The sequence below is a fragment of the Pseudoalteromonas sp. RB2-MNA-CIBAN-0110 genome (assembly GCF_040309305.1).
GTDB lineage: Bacteria > Pseudomonadota > Gammaproteobacteria > Enterobacterales > Alteromonadaceae > Pseudoalteromonas > Pseudoalteromonas arctica.
In genome coordinates this window covers 48,566-72,011 of sequence record NZ_JBEOOQ010000023.1, presented here as the reverse complement: position 1 = coordinate 72,011, position 23,446 = coordinate 48,566, and the positions used below count along the sequence as shown (strand labels likewise).

The 23,446-nt window shown below is 38.8% G+C and carries 19 protein-coding genes; 15 read left to right on the top strand and 4 right to left on the bottom strand.

Going from position 1 to position 23,446, the window contains the following annotated elements; all coding sequences use genetic code 11:
* The first annotated feature begins 800 nt into the window (after positions 1-800).
* The 5 genes from AAEY68_RS12560 (at position 801) to ihfA (ending at position 6,597) form a co-directional block, all read left to right on the top strand.
* Entirely contained in the window at positions 801-1,856 is a 1,056-nt protein-coding gene (locus AAEY68_RS12560; RefSeq protein WP_010554011.1) for a DUF2066 domain-containing protein, read from the top strand.
* On the top strand, positions 1,856-2,566 hold the full coding sequence (hda, locus tag AAEY68_RS12555; RefSeq protein ID WP_007580342.1) for a DnaA regulatory inactivator Hda: 711 nt from the start codon (positions 1,856-1,858) through the stop codon (positions 2,564-2,566). Before AAEY68_RS12560 ends, hda begins: the two co-directional genes overlap by 1 nt.
* 345 nt (positions 2,567-2,911) lie before the next feature.
* Complete coding sequence (pheS, locus tag AAEY68_RS12550; RefSeq protein ID WP_002960692.1) at positions 2,912-3,892, top strand: phenylalanine--tRNA ligase subunit alpha; 981 nt, start codon at positions 2,912-2,914, stop codon at positions 3,890-3,892.
* Positions 3,893-3,907: 15 nt separating this feature from the next.
* Positions 3,908-6,295 carry a phenylalanine--tRNA ligase subunit beta gene (gene pheT / locus AAEY68_RS12545; protein WP_350586028.1) on the top strand — a complete coding sequence of 796 codons (2,388 nt, stop codon included), beginning with the start codon at positions 3,908-3,910 and terminating at the stop codon, positions 6,293-6,295.
* A 2-nt stretch (positions 6,296-6,297) separates the two neighbouring features.
* A complete protein-coding gene (gene ihfA / locus AAEY68_RS12540) occupies positions 6,298-6,597 on the top strand; it encodes an integration host factor subunit alpha (RefSeq protein ID WP_002960690.1) in 300 nt (99 codons plus the stop codon).
* 238 nt (positions 6,598-6,835) lie between these two features.
* Here the strand turns inward: ihfA and AAEY68_RS12535 are convergent, their stop codons facing one another.
* Positions 6,836-7,636, bottom strand: coding sequence for a DUF2989 domain-containing protein (locus AAEY68_RS12535; RefSeq protein ID WP_024593069.1), 801 nt, complete (start codon positions 7,634-7,636; stop codon positions 6,836-6,838).
* A 174-nt stretch (positions 7,637-7,810) separates the two neighbouring features.
* On the opposite strand from AAEY68_RS12535, the gene AAEY68_RS12530 reads away from it, so the two are divergent.
* The 10 genes from AAEY68_RS12530 (at position 7,811) to ccoG (ending at position 20,932) form a co-directional block, all read left to right on the top strand.
* On the top strand, positions 7,811-9,253 hold the full coding sequence (locus AAEY68_RS12530) for a glyceraldehyde-3-phosphate dehydrogenase (RefSeq protein ID WP_010554014.1): 1,443 nt from the start codon (positions 7,811-7,813) through the stop codon (positions 9,251-9,253).
* Positions 9,254-9,437: 184 nt separating this feature from the next.
* On the top strand, positions 9,438-10,565 hold the full coding sequence (locus AAEY68_RS12525) for a M14 family metallopeptidase (protein ID WP_024590544.1): 1,128 nt from the start codon (positions 9,438-9,440) through the stop codon (positions 10,563-10,565).
* A 376-nt stretch (positions 10,566-10,941) separates the two neighbouring features.
* The gene (locus AAEY68_RS12520; RefSeq protein ID WP_169060053.1) at positions 10,942-12,444 is read left to right on the top strand and encodes an alanine/glycine:cation symporter family protein; all 1,503 of its coding nucleotides are present in this window, start codon (positions 10,942-10,944) and stop codon (positions 12,442-12,444) included.
* Positions 12,445-12,583: 139 nt separating this feature from the next.
* Positions 12,584-12,910 carry a hypothetical protein gene (locus AAEY68_RS12515; RefSeq protein ID WP_007580349.1) on the top strand — a complete coding sequence of 109 codons (327 nt, stop codon included), beginning with the start codon at positions 12,584-12,586 and terminating at the stop codon, positions 12,908-12,910.
* 1 nt (position 12,911) lies between these two features.
* Complete coding sequence (locus tag AAEY68_RS12510) at positions 12,912-13,193, top strand: YeaC family protein (RefSeq protein ID WP_007378333.1); 282 nt, start codon at positions 12,912-12,914, stop codon at positions 13,191-13,193.
* The gene (locus tag AAEY68_RS12505) at positions 13,183-15,864 is read left to right on the top strand and encodes a DUF349 domain-containing protein (protein ID WP_350586026.1); all 2,682 of its coding nucleotides are present in this window, start codon (positions 13,183-13,185) and stop codon (positions 15,862-15,864) included. The genes AAEY68_RS12510 and AAEY68_RS12505 overlap by 11 nt, the downstream gene beginning before the upstream one ends.
* Before the next feature lie 100 nt (positions 15,865-15,964).
* The gene (locus AAEY68_RS12500; protein ID WP_002960677.1) at positions 15,965-16,519 is read left to right on the top strand and encodes a YceB family lipoprotein; all 555 of its coding nucleotides are present in this window, start codon (positions 15,965-15,967) and stop codon (positions 16,517-16,519) included.
* A 68-nt stretch (positions 16,520-16,587) separates the two neighbouring features.
* Entirely contained in the window at positions 16,588-17,892 is a 1,305-nt protein-coding gene (locus AAEY68_RS12495; protein WP_024608102.1) for an ABC1 kinase family protein, read from the top strand.
* 93 nt (positions 17,893-17,985) lie between these two features.
* On the top strand, positions 17,986-19,404 hold the full coding sequence (locus AAEY68_RS12490) for a sigma-54 interaction domain-containing protein (RefSeq protein WP_350586024.1): 1,419 nt from the start codon (positions 17,986-17,988) through the stop codon (positions 19,402-19,404).
* Positions 19,405-19,549: 145 nt separating this feature from the next.
* Positions 19,550-20,932: a cytochrome c oxidase accessory protein CcoG gene (gene ccoG, locus AAEY68_RS12485; protein ID WP_350586022.1), complete on the top strand. Its 1,383-nt coding sequence runs from the start codon at positions 19,550-19,552 to the stop codon at positions 20,930-20,932.
* 42 nt (positions 20,933-20,974) lie between these two features.
* On the opposite strand, the gene AAEY68_RS12480 is transcribed toward ccoG, so the two are convergent.
* The 3 genes from AAEY68_RS12480 to AAEY68_RS12470 all read right to left on the bottom strand — a co-directional run bounded on the left by AAEY68_RS12480 (position 20,975) and on the right by AAEY68_RS12470 (position 23,225).
* A complete protein-coding gene (locus AAEY68_RS12480; protein WP_182682951.1) occupies positions 20,975-21,385 on the bottom strand; it encodes a hypothetical protein in 411 nt (136 codons plus the stop codon).
* Between the two features lie 73 nt (positions 21,386-21,458).
* The gene (locus AAEY68_RS12475) at positions 21,459-22,373 is read right to left on the bottom strand and encodes a M14 family metallopeptidase (protein WP_350586020.1); all 915 of its coding nucleotides are present in this window, start codon (positions 22,371-22,373) and stop codon (positions 21,459-21,461) included.
* 114 nt (positions 22,374-22,487) lie between these two features.
* A complete protein-coding gene (locus tag AAEY68_RS12470) occupies positions 22,488-23,225 on the bottom strand; it encodes a hypothetical protein (protein WP_350586018.1) in 738 nt (245 codons plus the stop codon).
* Between the last annotated feature and the right edge of the window lie 221 nt (positions 23,226-23,446).

Here is a 23,446-nt window from a genome sequence, read left to right as displayed (position 1 = left end):
GTGAAACGAAACAGCGCCGATGATAGTGTAGCATTTGCTATGTGAAAGTAGGACATTACCAGGCTTCAAATTGTAGAGACCCGTTACAGCAATGTGACGGGTTTTTTGCTGTCTGGGATTTAGTAAATAGCCAAGAGCCCATGCCGAACTCAGTAGTGAAACTAAAGCTTCGACCGATAATAGTGTAGCATTTCACTGTGGCTCTCCACCGCTGTGGGCACCACGACATTTCCAAGCTTCACATTGTAGAAAGCCCGAATCTAACGATTCGGGCTTTTTTACGTCTGTAGAAAAGTGAAATGCGCGCAATAAATACACACTCACATCAACACCTAGCACGTAGGGCGGGCGAGCGTAGCGATTCCCGACGCTAAAATCATGAAAAATCTCCGCTCAGCATTTTCACTATGACTCTCCACCGCTGTGGGCACTACGACATCCTACTGCGTAGCCCACCGACTTCAAATTGTAGAGAGCCCGTATCTAACGATTTTTTACGCCTGAAGAAAGATTAAATGCGAGCCAATAACGAATAATCTTAACCATAACATCATCAAGTACTTACATTAAATACCTTCATGATCTAACTAAACCCGAGAGGTTCGCGTTTTGAAAAGTGTAGTAAAGTTAAATGTAGGTGAATAGCGTACAACTCACTCAACTATCTTATTCATATTTAATCTTTTTTACTTTCTATAAAAGCTAATTACTTTCATTTCCTTAGATAACAAATTTAATTTTGCTTTGTTACTGTCTTTGATTTAGGATCAGATCAGTTTAAAACCAAGAACTAACAGCCTGTGTATAGATTATTAATTAGCGCCATATCCATTTTATTTTGTTTTTCTGCGTCGGCAGTTGAAGTAACTGATCTATATCAAGATATTTTAAAAGTGGATGACAAAACACGAGACACTCGATTAGCTGCGAGTCGTAAAGCTTTGCTCAATGTTTTAGTGAAAGTAAGCGGTGATGAAACCGCGGATCAAAATAAATTAGCACAGCAACGCACTAAAGATATTTCTGATTATATGCTTAAGTTTGAATATGACGAGAGAGCAAATGGACAATTGAAACTTGTTGTTAAATTTGAAGCTCGAAAGATCAATGCGTTAATCAAAGAGTTAAACTTACCTTTATGGGGAGTACAACGCCCATTAGTCGCAATATGGTTAGGTATTGAAGACAATTGGCGCAGAGAATTAGTAACACAAGAAAGTTACCCGCAATTAGAGCAGTTAATTTATGACAAAGCTGGGCGTCGTGGTTTACCTGTCGTTGTGCCATTACTTGATTTACAAGATAGACGTTTAGTAGGTATTCCTGAGGTATGGGGTAACTTTTCAGAACCAGTAGAAGAGGCCTCTAGACGATACAGTGCTGAGCGAAGTATTACAGCAAGAATGTATAAAGAAGCAGATAGCGAAAATTGGATTTTAGATTGGCGTTTTACTAATGATGATCAATTTGATTCAAATAGATTAACGGGCGATAAGCAGCAAATAGTGAGTCAAATGATTGATACCTTAGCTCGAGGCCTTGCAAGCGAGTACGCTATTGATCCAAATGCTTATTATGAACAAGCCGCGGCCACGCTAACATTAAAAGGCACGCAAAGTTTTGTTGATGTTGAATTAGCAAAGCAAAGATTATTGAACTTAAGCGTTGTTACGCAAGTTAAAATTGTTCGTAAAACACCAGAATTTGTAGAATTTAAACTAAACCACACTGGTAACCTAAGCGATCTTAAAAAAGGGTTAGGGTTAGACTCCTCATTTAAAGATTATGAGGATCCACGCGCTTTTTATCATGTTGTTGATAAAAATAGCTTAGAGTATCAATGGATAACGCCATAATGCTAACTTCTGAGCCGATGCAAATGGCATTACCGGTTACCTTGCCGGATGACGAAACATTTGCATCGTACTTTGGTGGGGAAGATTCGTTAGAGGTTAACCATTTAAAAGATAGCTTTTCGAAGTTAGCTAAAAAGTTTCAGTATACTTATTTATGTGGGTTAGGTGATTCGGGTAAGTCTCACCTTTTGTATGCAACTTGCATTAAAGCACAAGAGCGTGGCCTATCTAATATGCTGCTGTCTATGCGCGAAGTAATTGACTTTGGACCTATGGTATTAGACGGTTTAGAAGCACTTGATGTTCTATGTATTGATGACGTGCATTTAGTTGCAGGCAATGATGCATGGGAAAAAGCACTATTCAACTTTTTTAACCGGTTTAACGAACCCGGAAAAATGTTAGTAGTAACTGCCGATTTACTTCCTAGCATGCTTAATATCTCGCTGCCTGACTTAGAGTCTCGCTTAACGTGGGGAACAACCTTTCAAATTCGTTCTATGAGTGACGACGATAAAGCACAAGCACTTGTTAAGCGCGCTCATATGCGCGGCCTTGAATTAAGTGATGAGTGTGCACGCTTTTTACTAACCCGTTTAAGCCGTGATATGCGTGCTTTATTAGATGTACTCGACAAATTAGATCATGCATCTATGGCAGCACAGCGAAAATTAACTATTCCTTTTATAAAATCAACGTTAAAGCTGTAGTAGGTCTAGAATCTAGACCCTTCTTTCAGTTATCATAAGCTATTATCAGAGCGTGTTTACCTTTCCTGATTGGAATTTGTTTAACTTAAGAGTGCTTTAATCGCGTCGTGAGGACTTTAGCGTAGTATTTATATGCGAAACCCGAACAACAAAGAAAGTAGCCTCCGAGATAAACACTTCAAACTGCATGTGTTTGGTCTTTATTTAGCGTTATTGCATGACTTATGTAGGAAACTACAGTCCAATGCTTAACCTTATTTAATAACCAACCACACTGTTGTAAAGCAATCTTGAAAGGCCAACACGCTCTTAAGCAATCACCTTCTGTGAAAGGTCAGGTATCGAATGAACTTAGAAAACATATTAGCGCAAGCACTTGAGGCGGTAGCCAGTGCCAGTGAAATAGCGCAGTTAGAAGATATCAGGGTTAATTATCTTGGTAAAAAAGGCGAAATCACTAGCTTACTTAAAACGTTAGGTAAAATAGCACCTGAAGAACGTAAAGAAGCAGGCCAAGTTATAAACCAAGCTAAACAAGATGTACAAGCTGCTATCAACGAAAAGCGTGAGTTGCTAGCAAGTAAAGCACTTGAAGAAAAACTAGCTGCTGAAACTATAGATGTAACTCTACCAGGGCGTGTTATGCCTACTGGCGGTTTACACCCAGTTACGCGCACTATTGAGCGCATAGAAAGCTTTTTTGGTGAGTTAGGTTTTGAAGTTAAATCTGGTCCAGAAATCGAAGACGATTTTCATAACTTTGATGCGCTAAATATTCCAGAGCACCATCCAGCACGTGCTGATCATGATACCTTTTATTTCAACCCTAAATTAGTACTACGTACACAAACAAGTGGCGTGCAAATTCGTACTATGGAAACTGAGCAGCCACCACTGCGCATTATTTCACCTGGACGCGTATACCGTAACGATTACGACCAAACACATACACCTATGTTCCATCAGGTTGAAGGTTTAATGGTTGATACCGATGTTAGCTTTACTGAGCTAAAAGGTATTTTGCATGATTTTTTACGTAACTTTTTTGAAGAAGATATGGAAATTCGTTTCCGTCCTTCATTCTTCCCGTTTACAGAACCTTCGGCTGAAGTAGATGTTATGGGTAAAGACGGTAAGTGGTTAGAAGTACTAGGCTGCGGCATGGTACATCCAAATGTACTTAAGTCTGTGGGCATTGACCCAGAAAAATACACCGGCTTTGCTTTTGGTATGGGTGTAGAGCGTTTAACTATGTTGCGCTATGGCGTAAACGATTTGCGTGCATTTTTCGAAAATGACTTAAAATTCCTGAACCAGTTCCGTTAAGAGTGAAACAATAAAATGAAATTTAGTGAAAAGTGGTTAAGAGAGTGGGTTAATCCTGCTATTGATACGCAAGCTCTTTCGGAACAGCTTTCAATGGCTGGTCTAGAAGTTGATGGCGTTGAGCCTGCTGCTGCCAAATTTAATGGCGTAGTTGTAGGTGAAGTTGTTGAATGTGGACAACACCCTGATGCAGATAAACTGCGTGTTACCAAAATTAACGTAGGTGGCGATGAGCTACTTGATATCGTGTGTGGTGCACCAAATTGTCGTTTAGGTATTAAAGTTGCTGTTGCAACTGTGGGCGCTGTACTGCCTGGTGACTTTAAAATTAAAAAAGCCAAACTACGCGGCCAACCTTCAAACGGAATGCTATGTGCTTTTGTTGAGCTAGGTATTAGCGAAGAAGGCGACGGCATTATGGAATTGCCAAGCGATGCACCAGTAGGCACTGATTTACGTGATTACCTAGGTCTTGATGATAATATTATAGATGTTGATTTAACACCAAACCGTGGTGACTGCTTAGGTATAAAAGGTCTAGCACGCGAAGTAGGCGTTTTAAATAGTATTGACGTAAACGTATTAGATATTCCAGCTGTTACTCCAACAATTGATGACAAAGTATCAATTGAGCTAGTTAATGAAGATGCATGTCCTCGTTACCTTGGTCGTGTGATAAAGGGCATTAACCTTGATGCAGAAACACCGCTTTGGATGGTTGAAAAGCTACGTCGCAGTGGCGTACGTTCAATCGACCCAGTAGTTGATGTTACTAACTATGTATTACTTGAACTTGGTCACCCAATGCACGCGTTTGATTTAAATGCGATTGAAGGTGGTATTAAAGTACGTAGTGCAAACGCAGGTGAAGAACTTGTTTTATTAGACGGTAACACCGCTAAATTAAACGACACAACACTTGTGATAGCCGATCATAACAAAGCACTTGCAATTGCAGGTATTTTTGGTGGTGAGCAATCAGGTGTTACAGATAAAACATCTGATATATTACTTGAAAGCGCATTTTTTAATCCTGTAGCAATTGCAGGGCAAGCACGTAGCTACGGTTTACACACTGATGCTTCACACCGTTATGAACGCGGTGTTGATTTTGCTCTACAACATGATGCAATGGAACGTGCAACAGCACTTCTTCTTGAGATTGTAGGTGGTCAAGCAGGTCCTGTAGTTGAAGCTGTTGCGGCTGACAAACTACCAAAAGTGACTGAAGTACGTCTTCGTCGTGCACGTTTAGACCGTGTTATTGGTCATCATATTGAAGATGCTAAAGTAACAGATATTCTTACGCGTTTAGGTCTTGATGTTAAAGTAGAAAATGAAAGCTGGAGTGCGGACGTACCAAGCTACCGTTTTGATATTCGCATCGAAGAAGATTTAATTGAAGAAGTAGCACGTGTTTATGGTTACAACAGCATTCCAAATGTTGCACCAACTGCAAAACTTAAAATGACGACACATAACGAAGCAACTATTGCGCTTAGCAAGTTCCGCAATACGTTAGTGACTCGTGGTTACCAAGAAGCAATTACATACAGCTTCGTAGACCCTAAAGCACAAGCTATTTTACACCCAGAGTGTAAAGCAATGGTATTACCGCACCCTATTTCAATTGAAATGTCTGCAATGCGTGTAAGTTTAATGCCGGGTTTATTAGCGTCTGTAGCGTATAACCAAAATCGCCAACAGCCTCGTATTCGTTTATTCGAACATGGTCTTAAATTTATAAGCGACGAAAGTGCAGAAAATAGTGTTTACCAAGTACCGGTTATTGGCGGCGTTATTACGGGTCTTGTAAATGGTGAACATTGGGTTGAAGAAAAACGTAACGTTGATTTTTACGATTTAAAGGGTGATGTTGAAGCCTTACTTGCAATTACTAATGACGTTACTCGCTTTGAAATTAAAGCCGAGCAGTCAGATGGACTTCACCCTGGTCAATCAGCTGTAATATATGTTGATGGCAAAAAGGTTGGTTTTTTTGGTGCTTTACATCCTCAAGCTCAAAAGTCGTTAGATATCAACAACGCAACTTTTGTTTTTGAAATTGAAATGTCAGCAATAGAAAAAAGAAATTTACCGCAAGCAGAAGGGGTGTCTAAATTCCCTTCAAATCGCCGCGACATCGCGATTTTAGTGGCAGACAGCGTTAAATCCGGCGACATTTTAAGCGTGATCGAAAAAGTTGGCGGAAATCAATTGGTTGACCTAAACTTATTCGATGTGTATAAGGGCAAAGGTATTGAGCCAAATTATAAGAGTTTGGCGATTGCTCTAACACTGCAAGCGGTTGATAGAACACTCGAAGAGAAAGATATCAATCTAGTAGTTGATAACGTGGTGGCCGAATTGGCCGAACAGTTTAATGCATCGTTGAGGGACTAGATATGGCGCTTACTAAAGCCGACATAGCTGAACACCTATTTGAAAAGCTCGGGATCAATAAAAAAGATGCCAAAGATTTAGTTGAAGCGTTTTTTGAAGAAATCCGCTCAGCGCTAGAAAAAGGCGAGCAGGTTAAGCTCTCTGGATTTGGTAACTTTGATCTTCGAGACAAAAAAGAAAGACCAGGCCGCAACCCGAAAACAGGCGAAGATATTCCTATTTCGGCACGTCGCGTGGTGACTTTTCGACCAGGTCAAAAGCTTAAAACCCGCGTAGAAGTGGGCACAAGCAAAGCAAAATAAAAAAAGGCAGCGTAAGCTGCCTTTTTATTTGCCTGAATAACCTAGTTATTAAATTATACCAACCTGCATAAATCTTTGATCAATTTAACGAATTAAATTGCACTATAACGTCGTTAAAAATGTTTTATTTAGAACAACTAGATACAAAATTTTTGCCTAGTTCTAGCGTAATTTCCTTAACGTTCAATAGACCCCATATATAAGCAGATTGGTATTAGGTTATTTTTGCGGTTATAAATTAAAACTCTCGAGGAGATACAAAATCACCTGCCATTATTTGCTGAAATGTTTGCTCTGCAAGTACATCTAGGCTGTCTAAGCTTTTACCATTCGTTATTAATTGCTGCTCAATTTCAAACACGTCAATATTTTCAATCCCCGACATTTGCGCTACTTTAGAAAATATATATGCATGCTTAAATTTATCATGTTTATAAAAAAGACTAATAAGTGATGTATACACTTCAGGATTCGGTACGTTGTCTTTTTTATTGAGCTCTAAAGTTTTATAAAGCAAATCAATGGTTTTTTCATCGTCGAACTTAATATAGTACGATGCTAAAAAAAATTGCATTTCGGCACTTTGCGTTACACTTTTGTCATTTTCTATCGCCAATAATTTAGTCAGTGCGTTTTGGTTATTATTTCGTGACCATTGGTAGTAGAGCAAACCTGGATGGTTCGTATTCTGGGTATCTTGGTATAACCGAGTCATTTCTTTAATGCTCGTTAATTGACCGTCAATACGTGACGTTTTTTTAGCTTTTAACTTAATATGTTCAATTTTGGCAGCCACAGTTATACATTGGTTATAGGATTCAAAGTCTTTGAGTAATTGGTATTTATTTTCATCAGTAGGGTCTTTGTATTCTATGTAACGTTTGATAATTACATCAGAACGCTCATCCTTGCAGTGACTGTCTTTGTTTAAGTCGCTACAAAAGCCAGGTGTTTCTTTGCACACTTGTGCGAGTGTCAAGGGCTCTTCACACCCTGTCAACGTTAGCAAACCCAATAGTACACTTGCTTTTTTAAGCATCCCTTAACCCCAAATGAATATCTACCTTGTTATTCTAACGCAATCATTTAACGCCTAACAGTAGAGAATAACTTCAGATTAAATTAGAATAGCCCTGCCTGAAGTGCATTACTCTCAAAATATAGTGCATTTTTAAAGGCTATCCGTTCAAAATGATAAACTTAGGTAAATAAAATGACCTCATCTCACGAGTTAGAATACACAAATAGTTGGCAAGAGCGCCAAGATTACGCAGAAAGCATGCAACCAATCATTGGTAAACTTTACCGTAATCGTGGTATCGAAATCGCTGTATATGGCCGTCCTCTCGTAAATGCCAGTACTATCGATATTATCAAATCTCACAAAACCGTTGCTCAGTTTGAAGGCACTAAATTACGTTTGCGTGAAAGCTTCCCATTTTTAGAAGCTATCAGCAAAATGGAATTAAACTCTGCACGTATTGATATTGGTAAGCTTGCATATAGTTATTTGTTCACTGAAGCTGCAAAAGGCCGCTCAGTAGAAGAATTTGTAAAAGATGAACTTGCAGAAATAGCTGACTTACCAGCGAAAGAACCACGCGATGTTGTATTGTATGGTTTTGGTCGTATTGGTCGTTTACTAGCGCGTTTATTAATTGAAAAATCAGGTCCATATTCAGATTTACGTTTGCGCGCTATTGTTGTGCGTGGCGGTAAAGAGGGTGATCTTGAAAAGCGTGCAAGCTTACTGCGTCGTGATTCAATTCACGGTCCATTCAATGGCTCAATCACTATTGATAAAGAACGTAACGCAATTAAAGCCAACGGTAGCTACATTCAGGTTATTTACGCTAACTCTCCTAGCGAAATTGATTACACCCAATACGGTATCGACAATGCATTAATTGTTGATAACACCGGTATTTGGAAAGACGAAGCGGGCCTTGGCCAACATCTAGAGTGTAAGGGCGCTGCAAAAGTATTATTAACAGCGCCTGCAAAAGGTAATATCAAAAACATCGTATATGGTGTTAATAACAAAGATATTTTACCTGAAGATAAAATTGTTTGTGCAGCAAGCTGTACAACCAATGCAATTACACCAACGCTTAAAGCACTAAACGATAAGTTTGGTATTAATAATGGCCATGTTGAAACTGTACACTCGTACACGAACGATCAAAACCTTATTGATAACTACCACAAAGCAGAGCGCCGTGGCCGTGCCGCAGCACTTAACATGGTAATTACTGAGACAGGGGCTGCAAAAGCGGTTTCAAAAGCATTACCAGAGCTTGAAGGCAAATTAACAGGTAACGCAATCCGCGTACCTACACCTAATGTGTCGCTAGCTATTTTGAACCTTAACTTAGCAACAAGCACATCAGTTGAAGAGCTAAACGCATTTTTACGCGATACTGCACTTCATTCAGACTTACGTGACCAAATTGATTACACAGCATCAACGGAAATTGTTTCTACCGATTTAGTAGGTAGCCGTTACGCAGGTGTTGTTGATTCACAAGCAACGATTGTTGAAGATAACCGTATTGTTTTATATGTATGGTACGACAATGAGTTTGGTTACAGCTGCCAAGTAGTTCGTTGTATGCGCGATATGGCCGAAGTGTCATTCCCAAGCTTACCTCGCTAATTTATTTGCAGTGACTTAAAAGCCAGCATGTTGCTGGCTTTTTTGGTCGTGTATTATTTTTAAAGCGTATGCCTTGTGATAGGCTTTAATTAAGAAAATGCACATTCGTTTTACTATTTACAAAATAATGTCAGTTCTGTGAATTAATAAGCAGATAAACTTATTCAACCTAAAGGTTTTTTTCATGAAAATCAGCAGCAATTTCGACAGTGGTAATATCAAAGTTATTGAAGCCACCGATCCTTTAAATATTCAATTAGAAATTAATAAAGATCACCAGTCTGAATTTTATCAGTGGTTTCACTTTCGTCTTGAAACAACGCCTTACCAATTGCATAAGTTAAATATTAATGAGCTTGATAAATCAGCTTACCCAGATGGTTGGGAAGGGTATCAAGCCGTTGCATCATATGACCGCCAAACATGGTTTCGTGTACCATCAAGCTATGAAAATGGCACATTAAGCTTTGAAATTGAACCAGAGTGCGGCAGCGTGTATTTTGCTTACTTTGCGCCATACAGTTACGACCGCCATTTAGATTTATTATCTTGGGCACAAAGCCAAGGCGCTTGCCAATTAATAACGCTTGGTGAAACACTTGATGGCCGCGATATGAGTGTGCTCAAAATTGGTGAGCCAAGTGAAGATAAGAAAAATATCTGGATCACAGCACGTCAACATCCAGGTGAAACAATGGCGCAGTGGTATGTTGAAGGTCTACTGCACAAACTTCTTGATGACGAAGACCCACATGCAGCTGCGCTTCTATCAAAAGCAGTGTTTTACGTTGTGCCAAATATGAATCCAGATGGCAGCGCACGCGGACATCTCCGTACTAATGCTAAAGGCGTTAACTTAAACCGTGAATGGCAGACACCAAGCATGGAAAATAGCCCTGAGGTTTACCTAGTACTAAATAAAATGCGCGAAGCTGGCTTAGATATGCACTTAGATATACACGGCGATGAAGCTATTCCGTATAACTTTGTGGCAGGCAGCGAAGGTATTCCAAGTTACGATGCTCGTCTTAAAGGCCTTGAAGATAGCTTTAAAGCTGCGCTTTTAACTATTACTCCAGAGTTTCAAGATGAGCATGGCTATCCAAAAGATGAGCCCGGCAAAGCTAACCTTACTGTAGGTTCATCAGCTACTGCTGAAGAATTCAAAGCATTAACGTACACAATTGAAATGCCATTTAAAGACAACAACGATTTACCTGATCCAGACTATGGCTGGTCAGACCGTCGTTCGTATCAATTTGGTCAAGATACGTTAGCGGCAATTGTTAATGTTGTTGATAATTTAAGATAAAACATTTATTTGAAGGGTATCAATAGTTTTGATGCCCTTTTTGCTTTTAGTAAAACCCCTTTTACAAAAAATAATAATCATATAGCAACTTCACTCCAAAACGTTTTTAACGTTTCTTCGCCGCGTATCATCACCGTATCGGTACAAATCAATCTACTTTCCTTTAAATACTGCTGATGTAGTGCCTTATAATAGCTACGTAATTAGATATTTTGAAAATTAAGTGTTAACAAAGTTGGGGTACTTAAGTTAAGATTAATTAAATAATGAGTCGGGACGGGAGAGGTAAAACCTTATTTCGTGAAACTTATGTTGCGTAGTAGCTAAAGCAGAGTCTCGTAATTAAAAATAATAAATATAACTATAGAGGATATCCATGGAAGCTTTTGTAAGCGCTGTTAATGATGTTGTTTGGAGTAATGCACTCATCTATTTATGCCTAGGCGCAGGCTTGTTTTATTCAGTATTAACTCGATTTGCTCAAGTTAGACATTTTAAAGAAATGTGTAAGTTATTATTTAGTCCTAACACGTCTGATAAAGGTATTTCATCTTTTCAAGCCCTTGCAGTATCGTTGTCTGGACGAGTTGGCGTAGGTAATATTGCAGGTGTTGCAGCAGCTATCGGTTTTGGTGGACCAGGTGCTATTTTTTGGATGTGGGTTGTTGCTTTTCTAGGTGCAAGTACCGCATATGCAGAATCTACTTTAGGCCAAATTTATAAAACAGAAGAAAACGGGCAATATCGTGGCGGCCCAGCGTATTATTTTGACCGTTGTTTAGGGCAAAAATGGCTAGCTGTTTTATTTGCTGTTTCGGCAATTATTGCATGTGGTGTTTTTCTGCCAGGCGTACAAGCAAATGCGGTAGGTAATGCGTTTACCCAAGTGTTTGGCGATGGCAATATGGTTTCTACTAGCTTTGGTGACGTAGGTAGCTTTAAATTGGTCGCATTGGCAATTATCCTTATTGTTTTGGCGTTTATTATTTTCGGCGGAATAAAGCGTATTGCGAACTTTACGCAAATAGTAGTGCCATTTATGGCGCTTGGTTACATAGTATTGGCATTAATCGTAGTATTTTTAAATTTAGATAAAGTGGGTGATATATTTTATTTAATTATTAGTGATGCGTTTACTGCGCAGGCCGGTTTTGGTGCTGCTATTGGTTGGGGCGTTAAACGCGGTATATATTCTAACGAAGCAGGCCAAGGTACTGGGCCTCATGCAGCAGCCGCTGCAGAAGTTGATCACCCTGCTCAACAGGGGTTAGTACAAGCTTTCTCTGTTTACGTTGATACCATCTTTGTGTGTACAGCAACAGCGTTGATGATTTTAATAACGCAGCAATATAACATTGTGGGTGAGTTACCAGCAGGGCAATTTATTGTTCAAAATGTTGATGCAGCCACTGAAGTGGGTTCAGCAGCCTTTACTCAAATGGCTCTATTTAGTGTATTTGGTAGCTTTGGGCAGGCATTTGTTGGCATCGCATTGTTCTTCTTTGCCTTTACCACAATACTTGCTTATTACTTTATTGCAGAGACTAATATTGCTTACTTAAATCGTTATTTTAAAGGCAGTATTCCGCTTGTTATCGTGAAGTTTGTGATTATGTTTATGGTTGCATACGGCATGGTAAACAATTCAGGTTATATATGGACTATTGGTGATATTGGCGTTGGCTTAATGGCCTGGATCAACATACTAGGTATTTTAGCTATTTTCTTCGTAGCTAAGCCTGCTTTGTTATGTTTGAGCGATTATGAAGACCAGAAGAAAAAAGGCGGAAAAATCATATTTGATCCAGTTAAATTAGGCATTAAAAACGCCACGTTCTGGGAAAAACGCTTAGAGAAGCAGTCAAAAGACGCAGAGTAATTAAACTTAGTGGGCAACTTAGAAAATTATCGCCCCAAAATTAGTTATTGGTTTGAATTCAAAAAAGACAACGAGAAATAAAACAAGTACAATAAAGGCGCCGAAAGGCGCTTTTTTTATGCGTAGTATGGAGAGAAGTATGGCGATTATTCGTTGCCCAAAATGTGCAAAATCAATTTCAGATAAACATAAGCAATGTCCGCATTGCGAAAGCAACATTGCAGAGCTAAACGACGAGCAAGTTTTGCAACTTCAGCGCGAACAGCGAATTAAAAAAAAGCAGATGTTTATAAATCACTCCTTTTTGGCGCTTATCTTATTTTTAGGTGGTTTTTTCTGTTTGTACTTTTTACAACCGCAAGAAAAAACGCTTCAGTGGTATGCTTATACTGCGGCTATTGGCGTAGGGTGTATTTGGTATCTTATAAACCGAATTGTTTTAGTGACTCTAAAAAAGAAAAAATGACATGAATATCGACAATCTTGTACAAAATATTACTCCCGAATTATTCGAACGCTTACAATACGGTGCATCAACTGGCAAATGGCCAGACGGTACCGTTTTATCAGACGAGCAAAAGCAACAAACAGTGCAGTTGGTTATGTTGTATCAAGCAAAAGTGGCTCAATCAAACGAGCAATTTACGATTGGTGCTAATGGTGAAATGATCCAAAAGACAAAAGCTCAACTACAAAAAGAATTTAAATCAGACAACGAAATAGCTAGGTTTAGTGAACATGATCTTTAAGCACCTTTTTACACCGAAATGGAAACACCCTAAGCAACAAGTACGTCTTGATGCTATCGAAAAATTAGACATTGAACGTGATGCAACCATATTAAACACGTTAGCACTTGAAGACAGCTCAGCTGAAATACGCCGCAAAGCACTACAAAAAGTAAACGAGTTACCACTTTGGTGGAAAGCGTATAAACAAGATCAAGCATTAAAAGATATAGCAGAGCTTCAAATATCTAATGCTGTTTTAAATAGCGAGAGTGCACTAACACCGCAAATTAAAAACGAATACATAGAGCGTTTTGCACCCGTTAAAACACTCGAAAAGTTAGCGTTTGCAGAAAAAGAACTGCAAGTACGCGTTAAATTATTAAAACGTTTAGCAAATCCAAAACTAGTAGAAAAAGCATTTAAAGAAGGTAGCGAAGAGCTACAAACTCAATTAGTTGAACTTGTTATTACTCATCAATTAATTAAGCCATTATTAAAGCATGCGAATGGTGGTGCAAAAGCAGCACTTGAAACGCATATTGAAAATGAGCGTTTAGCAATTGAAATGCCACTGCAGGTTGAAAGTGCAACACGCGTTATTTTAGCTAAGTTAAATGCCTTACGTGAAAAAACAGATTTTGGTGTTGTAAATCCACAAGCCGGTGAATTAATGGCCCAGTGGCAAGCACTTGAGCTCAAATGGCTAAGTGATGAGCGTGTTAAGCTTCTTGACGAAAAATATATTTCGATTACCACTAAGTTAGATGCACACATTGAACAGCTAAAAGCGGTACACGACAAAGAGCAGCAAAAATTAGCGCTACAACAGCGCCAATTGCTAGCGCTTGCAACTGTTGAAGCGTTAAGTGAAGAAATTGAAAACGCCTTACAGCTAGGCCTTGAAACACCAGAGCAAATTCAGCAAGATTGGCTTGATGCAAAAGTAGCGCAAGCTAAGCAAGCTATTAGCGAAACAGAACTTGCTAACAATGCACAATCTAAACTGGCTGTAAGCAAGTTAGAAAAACTATTTACTCAAGTTGCTAAGTTACCTGAGCTAACAACGGCTATTAAAGAGTACAAACTCGCTTTTGCAGCATTATGCGAAATTAAGCCAGCAGAAGATTTAGCGCAATACGATGCAACTCTAACTGAATTTAATAATGGTTTTAAAGCAGCGCGTAGTCATTTAAATATTTTAGATGGTGCACTGCAAAGTACGTTTAAAACACAGTTAAATACGCATAAAAAGCAATTTTTAGCACCAATGAGTGAGCTAGTTAAGCCACTTGAAAAAAACCAAAGCCAAGCAAAACGCAAAGCTCGTGATGTTAAACGCCTAATTGAAGAAGGTCGTTTTAATGTTGCCTTTGGCGTGTTTAAAGGGTTTGAAGAGTTATTTAATACACTCACTGAGCAATATCAACAGCCGCTTGTAAATATAAAAGCGGAACTTGAAGCGCAACTTGCAGATGCTAAAGATTGGCAAAAATACGCTGCAGCACCAAAGCGTGAAGCTTTATTAGAGGAAGTAAGTGCATTAGTAAGTGAAGAGTGTACTGACCCACAACAACGCGCAGAGCAAGTAAAAGTGCTACGTAAGCGTTGGAACGAGTTAGGTCGTTTAGATACAGATGAAGAAAAGCAACAAGGCGTGCAGTTTGATGAAAAAATCGAGCTGTTATTTGCACCTTGTCGTAGTTACTTTGCAGAGCAAGAAGTACAACGCGAGGCCTCAAAAGCACAACGCGAAAGTATTATTAGCGACATGCACGCGCTTCATTTACAGCCTACGGCTGAGGATGACTTTGATTGGAAACAATATGAAAGCCAATACAATCGTTTAAACAAAGCGTGGCGCAGTGTAGGTAAAGTTGACCCTAAAACATACCGTACACTAAACGATCGTTATAAAAGCGAGCAACAACAAGTACTGGCTTTATTAAACGCATTTCATAAAAGTAATGCCTTACTTAAAAATGAATTAGTAGAAAAAGCGCAGCAATTATCACAAAGCGATGATTTAGCCGCTGCGTGCCAAGAGTTGAAGCAAATGCAGCAGCAATGGCAAACAATTGGTTTTGCAGGTTTAAAAGCTGAAAATGCGTTATGGCAAAAATTTCGTCAATTTAACGATGAAACATTTACTAAACGTAGTAGTGAATTTGAGCAGCAAAAACTTGATCAAAATGAGTCAGATAAACAAGCAGTTGCAGAACTTGCTGAGCTTGAAGCAGCACTTAGCGATGTAAATCAAAGAGCACAGTTGCACGACCTAGAAACAAAAGTGAAAGGGTACACGCAATTTAGATCGTTAGCGCCAAAAGTTACTAAGCTACTAGCAGCTATTGACGATAAACTTGCACTGCTTACAAGCAAATCAGAGCAAGCTAATCTAGATGCGTTAATTACAGCACTTGAAAACAATGAAGCGTTACCAAGTCAGTATCAAGCACCACTTAAAACAGCATTAAATACAGAGCAACTTATTACGCGCATGGAAATATTAGCGAACGTAAGTTCAACCGATAAGTCACTTAGAATGGCAGAACAAGTAGCCATGTTAGATGACAAACATCGTGGCGAACATGCTGATTTAAACTATTATTTAAAACAGTTATTAGCGCTCAGTGCTGGTTCAGTTGAACCTGACACACTAACGCGACTTAAAGCGACACTTGCAGCTTAATGCACTAAAACTAGCGTAATATATGCTGGTTACTATTTTAATAAGCCGCTTTAATAGCGGCTTTTTTTTGTATCACTAATTTATAAACAAAAGGGTTCTCATGAGAATTTTAGTTATTATTGCAGCGTTATTTTTAACTGCCTGTAATACCACGCAAGGCATATCAGTATATTCATTTACTAACTCTGAGGTTGAGTCTGTACTGGGTAAGCAATTACCAAAGTTAAGTGAAAAAGTAAGCTTAATGGGTTTGCCAGTTCAGTTTGATGTAAACGACTTAAGTGTAAATATTGGGCCTGATAACCGCGATGTTGTTGTTCTTGGTGCCGATTCAAGCGCTGAAATTAATGCATTCGCACTTAAATACCCAGTGCGTTTAAAGCTACAAATTGAAGGTAGCCCATTTTACGACAGTGAGAAAAAAGCAGTGTTTTTACGTAATATTAAATTACTTGATTCGAGTGTTGATGCCGGTGGTTTCAAAGGTAATTTAGGTGCACTTGATAGCCAAGCAATGGATGTTATTAATGCTTTTTTAGCGGTTAACCCTGTTTATACTCTAAATATGGATGACCCTAAAATGATGCTACTTAGTAAGCTTCCACTTGATATGAAAGTGGTTGAAGGTGCAATTAAGCTAGTACCTCGTCTATAAGTAGATCTACCTACTTACAATATACGTATTAATTAGCCTGACTTTCAGGCTAATTAGGTTTTAATATTATGGCGGCTCCTCGTACTGTTCCCACTTCTCGGCTTTCTCGCTTTGCAAAATTAGGCTCACTTGCCACAGGTGTTGCTACCAATATGTTAGTTGATGGCGCTAAGAGCGCGCTAACCGGTAAAGGTTGGGACAATAAAAGCTTGCTACTACAACCTAAAAATATTGAAAAGCTAGCCACACAGCTATCTCATTTACGTGGCGCTGCAATGAAGCTCGGGCAATTACTTTCAATGGATGCCGGTGATTTACTTAGTCCTGAATTGGCTCAGTTACTTGCTTTACTGCGCTCGGACGCGAATCCAATGCCTCATAAGCAGCTTGTTGAGGTGTTAAAAGAGCAATGGGGGGATGAGTGGCTAGCGCGCTTTTCTCATATTGAGTTAAGGCCTTTTGCAGCGGCTTCTATAGGGCAAGTTCATTTAGCTTATAGAGAAAATGGCGATCAGCTTGCTGTTAAAATTCAATATCCTGGTATTGCAAAAAGTGTAGTAAGTGATGTCGATAACGTTATTTCTTTATTAACGATTTCTCGATTATTGCCAAAAGATCTCAATATTAAACCACTTATTAGTGAGGCTAAAGCGCAGTTATTAGCCGAGGCTGATTATAAGCGGGAGGCTCAGTACTTAATACGTTATAAAAATGCACTAGCAAGTAATCCCCACTTTAAAGTGCCTAACGTATATCCAGAGCACAGCACACAACAAGTACTTACTATGGAATATATAAAAGCAGAGCCCATTGAGAGCATTACAGAGCTACCTGATAGTCAAAAAAGCTTTGTTGCAGAGCAACTTATTGATTTGTTTTTTAAAGAAATGTTTGAATTTAAATTAATTCAAACCGATCCTAATTTTGCCAATTTTCATTATCAGCTTGATACACAAAAAATTGTTTTATTTGATTTTGGTGCAACGCGAGAAATATCAACCGAGCTTAGCCGCGCTTATTTAGCTTTATTTAAAGCGGGTAGTGAAAACAACAGAGAAGGTGTACTTAGAGCGGCTTCACACATTGGTTATTTTAAAAATGACTTAGTTGATGAGTATAAAAACAACGTCATTGATTTATTCTTAATGGCGTGCGAGCCACTGAGAGCAGAAGGGGAATTTGATTTTAAAAATAGCGAACTCGCGCTCAAAATTAAAAATGCAGGGCTTGCTCTTAGTGGGCAATCTCAGCAATGGCATACACCGCCCGTTGATGCGCTATTTATTCACCGAAAACTTGCAGGACTTTACTTAATAGCCGCAAGGCTAGGTGCAAAAATAGATGTAAAAACGCTATTTCAGCACTATTTATAGCGTCTTAATTTACACGTAAGTGCATTTTAAGTAATGAGTGCACTTAATGTATAAAATTGCCATAATGCTCGCGATATTTCGCGAGGTACATTTATGATAAAACAATTTTTAAACGATCCTAAATTATTGCTAAACGCAGTAGGTGAGGGCATATACGGTTTTGACCTATCGGGTAATGCGGTGTTTGTTAATCCTGCCGCTGAGCGCATGACAGGTTGGCGAGCAGACGAGTTATTAGGTAAAAAAATACACCAATATCATCACCATACTCATGCTGATGGCACACCTTATCCCGCTGATGAATGCCAAATATATTGCACCATGTTTGACGGCAAACGTCGTGAAGTTAAAAATGAAGTTTTTTGGCGTAAAGACGGCAGCTCATTTGCAGTGGAATACACCTCAACACCGGTTTATAAAAATGATGAGTTAATTGGTGCTGTAGCGGTATTTCGCGATATATCACTGCAACAACAAACACAAAATGCTTTGCAAGAGGCACTTAAGCAAGTAAATCATTTAAGTGAGCAGCTAAAAGATGAAAACAACTACTTAATTGCAGAACTTAACGAAGATTGGCAAGACTCAGGGCTAGTTGGACAAAGTCATATATTTCAAACCATGTTAGATCAAATAAAACTGGTGAGTGAAACCGACAGCACAGTGCTTATACTTGGCGAAAATGGCACGGGTAAAGAATTAGTAGCCCGTAATTTGTATCGACTAAGCAAGCGTAGCGAACAAGCCTTTATAAAAGTAAATTGCGCCGCATTTACCCCAAGTTTGCTAGAATCGGAACTTTTTGGCCATGAAAAAGGCGCGTTTACAGGTGCAAATGAACGCCGTAAAGGGCGTTTTGAACTTGCTGATAAAGGCACCTTGTTTTTAGATGAAATAGCAGAGCTTCCACTTGAGGCGCAAAGTAAACTACTAAGAGTCCTGCAAGAACAAGAGTTTGAACGTGTGGGTGGCAGCAATACGCTAAAAGTAAATATTAGAGTGATTGCAGCGACTAACCGCGACCTGTGGGAAATGGTACAAAAGGGCACGTTTAGAATTGATTTGTATTATCGGCTTAATGTATTTCCTATAAAAGTACCCGACCTTAAAGATCGAAAAGAGGATATTCCTTATTTATGCGCTAATTTAATTGCGCAGATAAATAAACGACTGGGTAAACACTTAAAAGGGCTAAGTAAAAAAGCAATTACGCAGCTGCAAGCCTACAATTGGCCTGGCAATATTAGAGAGCTGCAAAATGTACTTGAACGCGAAGCTATTTTATCTAATCAGGCTGTACTACAGCTAAGTCAGCCTTTGCAAGCGGGTGGTGAAGTAGTTATTAACCCTTCACTTACGCTTGATGAGGCCCAAAAGCAGCATATAACCTCTGTTCTCGCGTTATCGCACTGGCAAATATCGGGTGATAAAGGGGCAGCAGTTAAATTGGGCTTACCTGAGAGTACACTACGCTCAAAAATGCGAAAGTTAGGAATTGCTAAAAATTCGTGATATATCGCGAAGCGCGTTTAATGTCGCGAATTTTATTTTGTTGCGTTGAAATAAACTGTTTAATATCAATGATGTAAATAAAGTTTCAGCTTGGTCTGAAAGTTGCAAATACTTGCATAATACCCGTCATTATGAAGCAAGTACTATGAAGTTTGATATTAAAGAAGAAGACATGATCATTAAGCCCTATAACACCGAAGGGCCAATTTATATCCGCGAGCAAAAAGGATTTTTTCAGCGCATACGCCGTAATTTAGGTTGGCTGTTAATGCTAACTTTTATTGCAATACCGTGGATCCAATATAACGGACAACAAGCTGTGCTGCTTGATGTGGCAACGCAAACTTTTACTATTTTTGGTCTAACACTCCTTCCTCAAGATTTTATGATTTTAGCCCTGCTATTTATGGTGGGGGCTTTTGCATTATTTTTTGTAACTAACTGGCTTGGTCGGGTTTGGTGTGGTTATACGTGCCCGCAAACAATATGGATGCTCATGTTTTCGTGGGTAGAGCAACGCATAGAAGGCACTCGAAATCAGCGAATTAAATTAGATAAATCACAGTGGACGCTAAGCACTTGGCGCAAAAAAATAACTAAGCACAGTGCGTGGATTGTTATTTCAGTTTTAACCGCCACCTCGTTTATGGCATATTTTATTCCGGCAAAAAGTTTGTATATGGAAATGCTTACGTTTGAGTGGTCAGGTATAACGAGCTTTTGGGTGTTTTTATTTGCTTTTTGCACCTACGGTAATGCTGGGTTTTTACGCGAGAAAATGTGCACAATTGCTTGCCCTTATTCTCGTTTTCAGGCTGTTATGTTTGATAAAGATACGTTGCTTGTTACATATGATAACGAGCGAGGTGAAAGCCGAGGACCACGTAAACGCAAAGCTGATCCAAAAGAGCTTAACTTAGGTGACTGTGTAGACTGTAACTTGTGTGTAGAGGTATGCCCTGCAGGAATAGACATTCGAAATGGATTGCAATATGAATGTATAAACTGTGGCTTATGTATTGATGCCTGCGACGATACCATGGAAAAATTTGGTTACGAAAAAGGCTTAATTAAATACGCGAGTGAAAAACAAATGGAAGGTAAAAAAACCAATCCATTTAGGTTAAAACTAGTAGGATACGGCGCATTAACGGCTTTGTTAATCATTTCTATGTTTGCATGGATGCTGCAACGTACACCAATAGAAGCCTCAGTACTACGCGATAGGAATGCGCTTTATAGAGTGAACTACGAGGGCCTTGTAGAAAACCCTTATACACTTACAATTATTAATAAAACGCAGCAAGCACTGCATTACAGTATTGCCATAGAGGGCTTGCCAGAAGCAACACTCTCAAGTCCAAGTTCTACACTTATACAACCGGGTGCGATGAAAAGAGTCCCCGTTACTGTAACAGCCGATGGTTACAATATTGCGCACAAAGTGAGTAAGTTACAATTTGTAGTAACAGCGCAAGAAGATGCCAGCATTACTATAACCAAAGACAGCCAATTTTATAAAAATTAGTACAGTATATAAGCTCTATATAAACAAAGACTTGAGCTTTACCTAGCTCAAGTCGTTGTTTAATTCATTTAAAATAAAATGCTTTGCCGATTCTAGATTATCAAAAAGACAATCTTTGAAAGAAACGTCTCTTTTGGCGTTTTGCATTATTCGTTGCATTTGGCTTATAGCAATAGGTGATGTAAGCACAAACGCGCTAATTAAACAGTTGTTTTGCTGCATGCTGTGGCTTATGGCTACCATTTCTTGCTCGGCCTGTGGGGTTGCAGCTACAACGTTTGATGAGTCACTTATATAACCCCATTTCTCGCCTTTAAATGATTGAATGGTTTCAAAAAGCGCTGTTTTAAAATTACTTAAAAGCTCAAGTTCTAGGTTTCCGCTAAATTGTGCAATAACTATATTATTTTCAAGCGATAAATTAACGTGTCCGTTTTTATTTTTGTATTCCATTAATACCTCCTAAATTAGCTTTTTATCTAAATTTAGTTTAGCAGCCAAGAGGGTACAAGCGGCTGCAAACTTATTAAAGTGCTTTAATATAGTCAAGCGCGCTTTTAATAACCGCTACTTGCGCCAAAATACATTCTTCATCTGTGGCTGTTGGACTATCAGGGTATACCTCTGTTGTGGTTACATAGGGTGCATCTGTAAAGCCCATACATAAACCTAACTCTCGAGCTGCATAGTTAATCACACCAAATTGCTCTTGAGGTACGCCTATTAGCTGGTTGTTTTCATCGCTTGGTGCAATATGAGTTACCTTTGCAACGCTTTCTATAATGACTTTTTGAAACTCCGGCTCAGGCTTTTTGCTATCTGCAACTAAATAAAACCCGTCAGGTATGTTCCAGTTAGTATTTGTAGTGCCTTCACGCGCAGCGAGTGCGGGTCTAAATTCACTGTTATCGCTATCCGTTGTTTCGTGTAAATCAATATGAGCGACTAAGTCTACATCGAGTGATTTTACAAACGCCATAATAGCGGCTGACTCTTGAGCTGGGCTGCCCTCGTAAAATGAGCGGTTAGGATCAATGGCGTCTGGGTTCCAGCGGTTTATAGTTTCATATCCCCAAGGGCTAATGCAGGGTGCAATTATAATATTAAACTGTTCGCAATATTGCATAGCCGATGTTTTAGCAAACCTAAGTGCGCCATGTACGCCACTGGTTTCGTAGCCATGTACACCACCGGTGATTAAAACAGTTGGTTTATTAGCATTAAAATTAGGTGTTTTTAATATATATAATGGGTAAATGCCAGCGGCGTAATTAAGCTCGCCGTATTGCTCTATATTTAATGTGTTTTTAAGGTCATTAATTAGCGTTACGACTTCGTTTTGGTAACTGCGTTTAATGTTTTGGCGTGTTAACCACTGGGCTTTATCGTTGTTATTCCATTTTTTGCCAGGTGTGCCAATAGGGTATGTGCTGTTAGTCATAATAAACCTTTATATCAATTGTTATTAGCTCTCCTATAAATAAGGAGGGCAATTACAATTGGTAGAGTTACTTAATAAAGGCGTAGCTTAACGCTGAGTAAATTAGCGTGCAAATTAAAACGTTAAAGTCATATTTTTTATAGCGCGCGATTGCTGGGATTTAATATAGCTTTGGTTTGCGTATTCACCCGAAATACTACCAAATCGATCGCGTTTCACACTAATTGTTAAATCACACGTTTTACTTTGATCTACTTGCGAGCTGCTAAACATATCTAAACTTTGCAGATTTATTTCAAGGCGCGAAGTGTTAAGCGCAAAAAGCGTTGATTCTAAAAGTGTTTCATTATTATTGTTAGTACAGCTACTGCTAAGTTTTACTTGGCTAGTACTATTAGGATCAGTGCCATCTAGCTGAACTGTAAGGGGACTATTAATATCAAAATTTTGATTGTTACTCGGGGTTAAAATAATAAAATTTAAAGGCAACTCCACGCTCGAATTAGCATTTATACCATCGTCCCGTTTAAATTTTATATCAAACTGTTGGTTATCGTCAGTGGCATTTATATACGCTTGGTAATCAACGTCTAAAAAGTCGGTATCTTTTGTAAGTACAATAGCAGTGCTATTAACAACAGCTTGTAATGAGTCGCTATCGCTTAAAACAATGTTAGAGCCATTAGCATTGCCTGCATTTAGTTCTGCGTTAACACGCGTGCGGTTACCGTCAGAAACCAGTTCAAAACCTGCCCAAATACCTTGTGTTTTTACTAAATCCGACTCTGTTTCTGACGTGCAAGCGCATAATGCTAAAATTAAAGCCGTTGTGGTAATGCATTTTTTAAGCATGTTAGCTCCTTTAAACCACTTAATTAGGCTGTAAATAATTGTTTAATTGGGGATATACCTAACAATTATATGAAGTGTAAGTTTGTATATGTGCATTGTTACACAACAAGCTATCTATAAACGTTTAAATTTGTTAATGGTTGTAAATAAAATATTAATCATCAGGTTTAAAAACTAACTTACCAATTAAATTGTTTACTAAGTAAGCACCGATTTAGCGC

Bases quoted from the DNA above. Each gene is read 5' to 3' on its own strand.
- AAEY68_RS12510 (WP_007378333.1), top strand. From the start codon at position 12,912: ATGAATATCGACAATCTTGTACAAAATATTACTCCCGAATTATTCGAA.
- AAEY68_RS12500 (WP_002960677.1), top strand. From the start codon at position 15,965: ATGAGAATTTTAGTTATTATTGCAGCGTTATTTTTAACTGCCTGTAAT.
- pheT (WP_350586028.1), top strand. From the start codon at position 3,908: ATGAAATTTAGTGAAAAGTGGTTAAGAGAGTGGGTTAATCCTGCTATT.
- pheS (WP_002960692.1), top strand. From the start codon at position 2,912: ATGAACTTAGAAAACATATTAGCGCAAGCACTTGAGGCGGTAGCCAGT.
- ccoG (WP_350586022.1), top strand. From the start codon at position 19,550: ATGAAGTTTGATATTAAAGAAGAAGACATGATCATTAAGCCCTATAAC.
- AAEY68_RS12475 (WP_350586020.1), bottom strand. From the start codon at position 22,373: ATGACTAACAGCACATACCCTATTGGCACACCTGGCAAAAAATGGAAT.
- AAEY68_RS12490 (WP_350586024.1), top strand. From the start codon at position 17,986: ATGATAAAACAATTTTTAAACGATCCTAAATTATTGCTAAACGCAGTA.
- AAEY68_RS12525 (WP_024590544.1), top strand. From the start codon at position 9,438: ATGAAAATCAGCAGCAATTTCGACAGTGGTAATATCAAAGTTATTGAA.
- AAEY68_RS12515 (WP_007580349.1), top strand. From the start codon at position 12,584: ATGGCGATTATTCGTTGCCCAAAATGTGCAAAATCAATTTCAGATAAA.
- hda (WP_007580342.1), top strand. From the start codon at position 1,856: ATGCTAACTTCTGAGCCGATGCAAATGGCATTACCGGTTACCTTGCCG.
- AAEY68_RS12520 (WP_169060053.1), top strand. From the start codon at position 10,942: ATGGAAGCTTTTGTAAGCGCTGTTAATGATGTTGTTTGGAGTAATGCA.
- ihfA (WP_002960690.1), top strand. From the start codon at position 6,298: ATGGCGCTTACTAAAGCCGACATAGCTGAACACCTATTTGAAAAGCTC.
- AAEY68_RS12480 (WP_182682951.1), bottom strand. From the start codon at position 21,385: ATGGAATACAAAAATAAAAACGGACACGTTAATTTATCGCTTGAAAAT.
- AAEY68_RS12495 (WP_024608102.1), top strand. From the start codon at position 16,588: ATGGCGGCTCCTCGTACTGTTCCCACTTCTCGGCTTTCTCGCTTTGCA.
- AAEY68_RS12530 (WP_010554014.1), top strand. From the start codon at position 7,811: ATGACCTCATCTCACGAGTTAGAATACACAAATAGTTGGCAAGAGCGC.
- AAEY68_RS12505 (WP_350586026.1), top strand. From the start codon at position 13,183: ATGATCTTTAAGCACCTTTTTACACCGAAATGGAAACACCCTAAGCAA.
- AAEY68_RS12470 (WP_350586018.1), bottom strand. From the start codon at position 23,225: ATGCTTAAAAAATGCATTACCACAACGGCTTTAATTTTAGCATTATGC.
- AAEY68_RS12535 (WP_024593069.1), bottom strand. From the start codon at position 7,636: ATGCTTAAAAAAGCAAGTGTACTATTGGGTTTGCTAACGTTGACAGGG.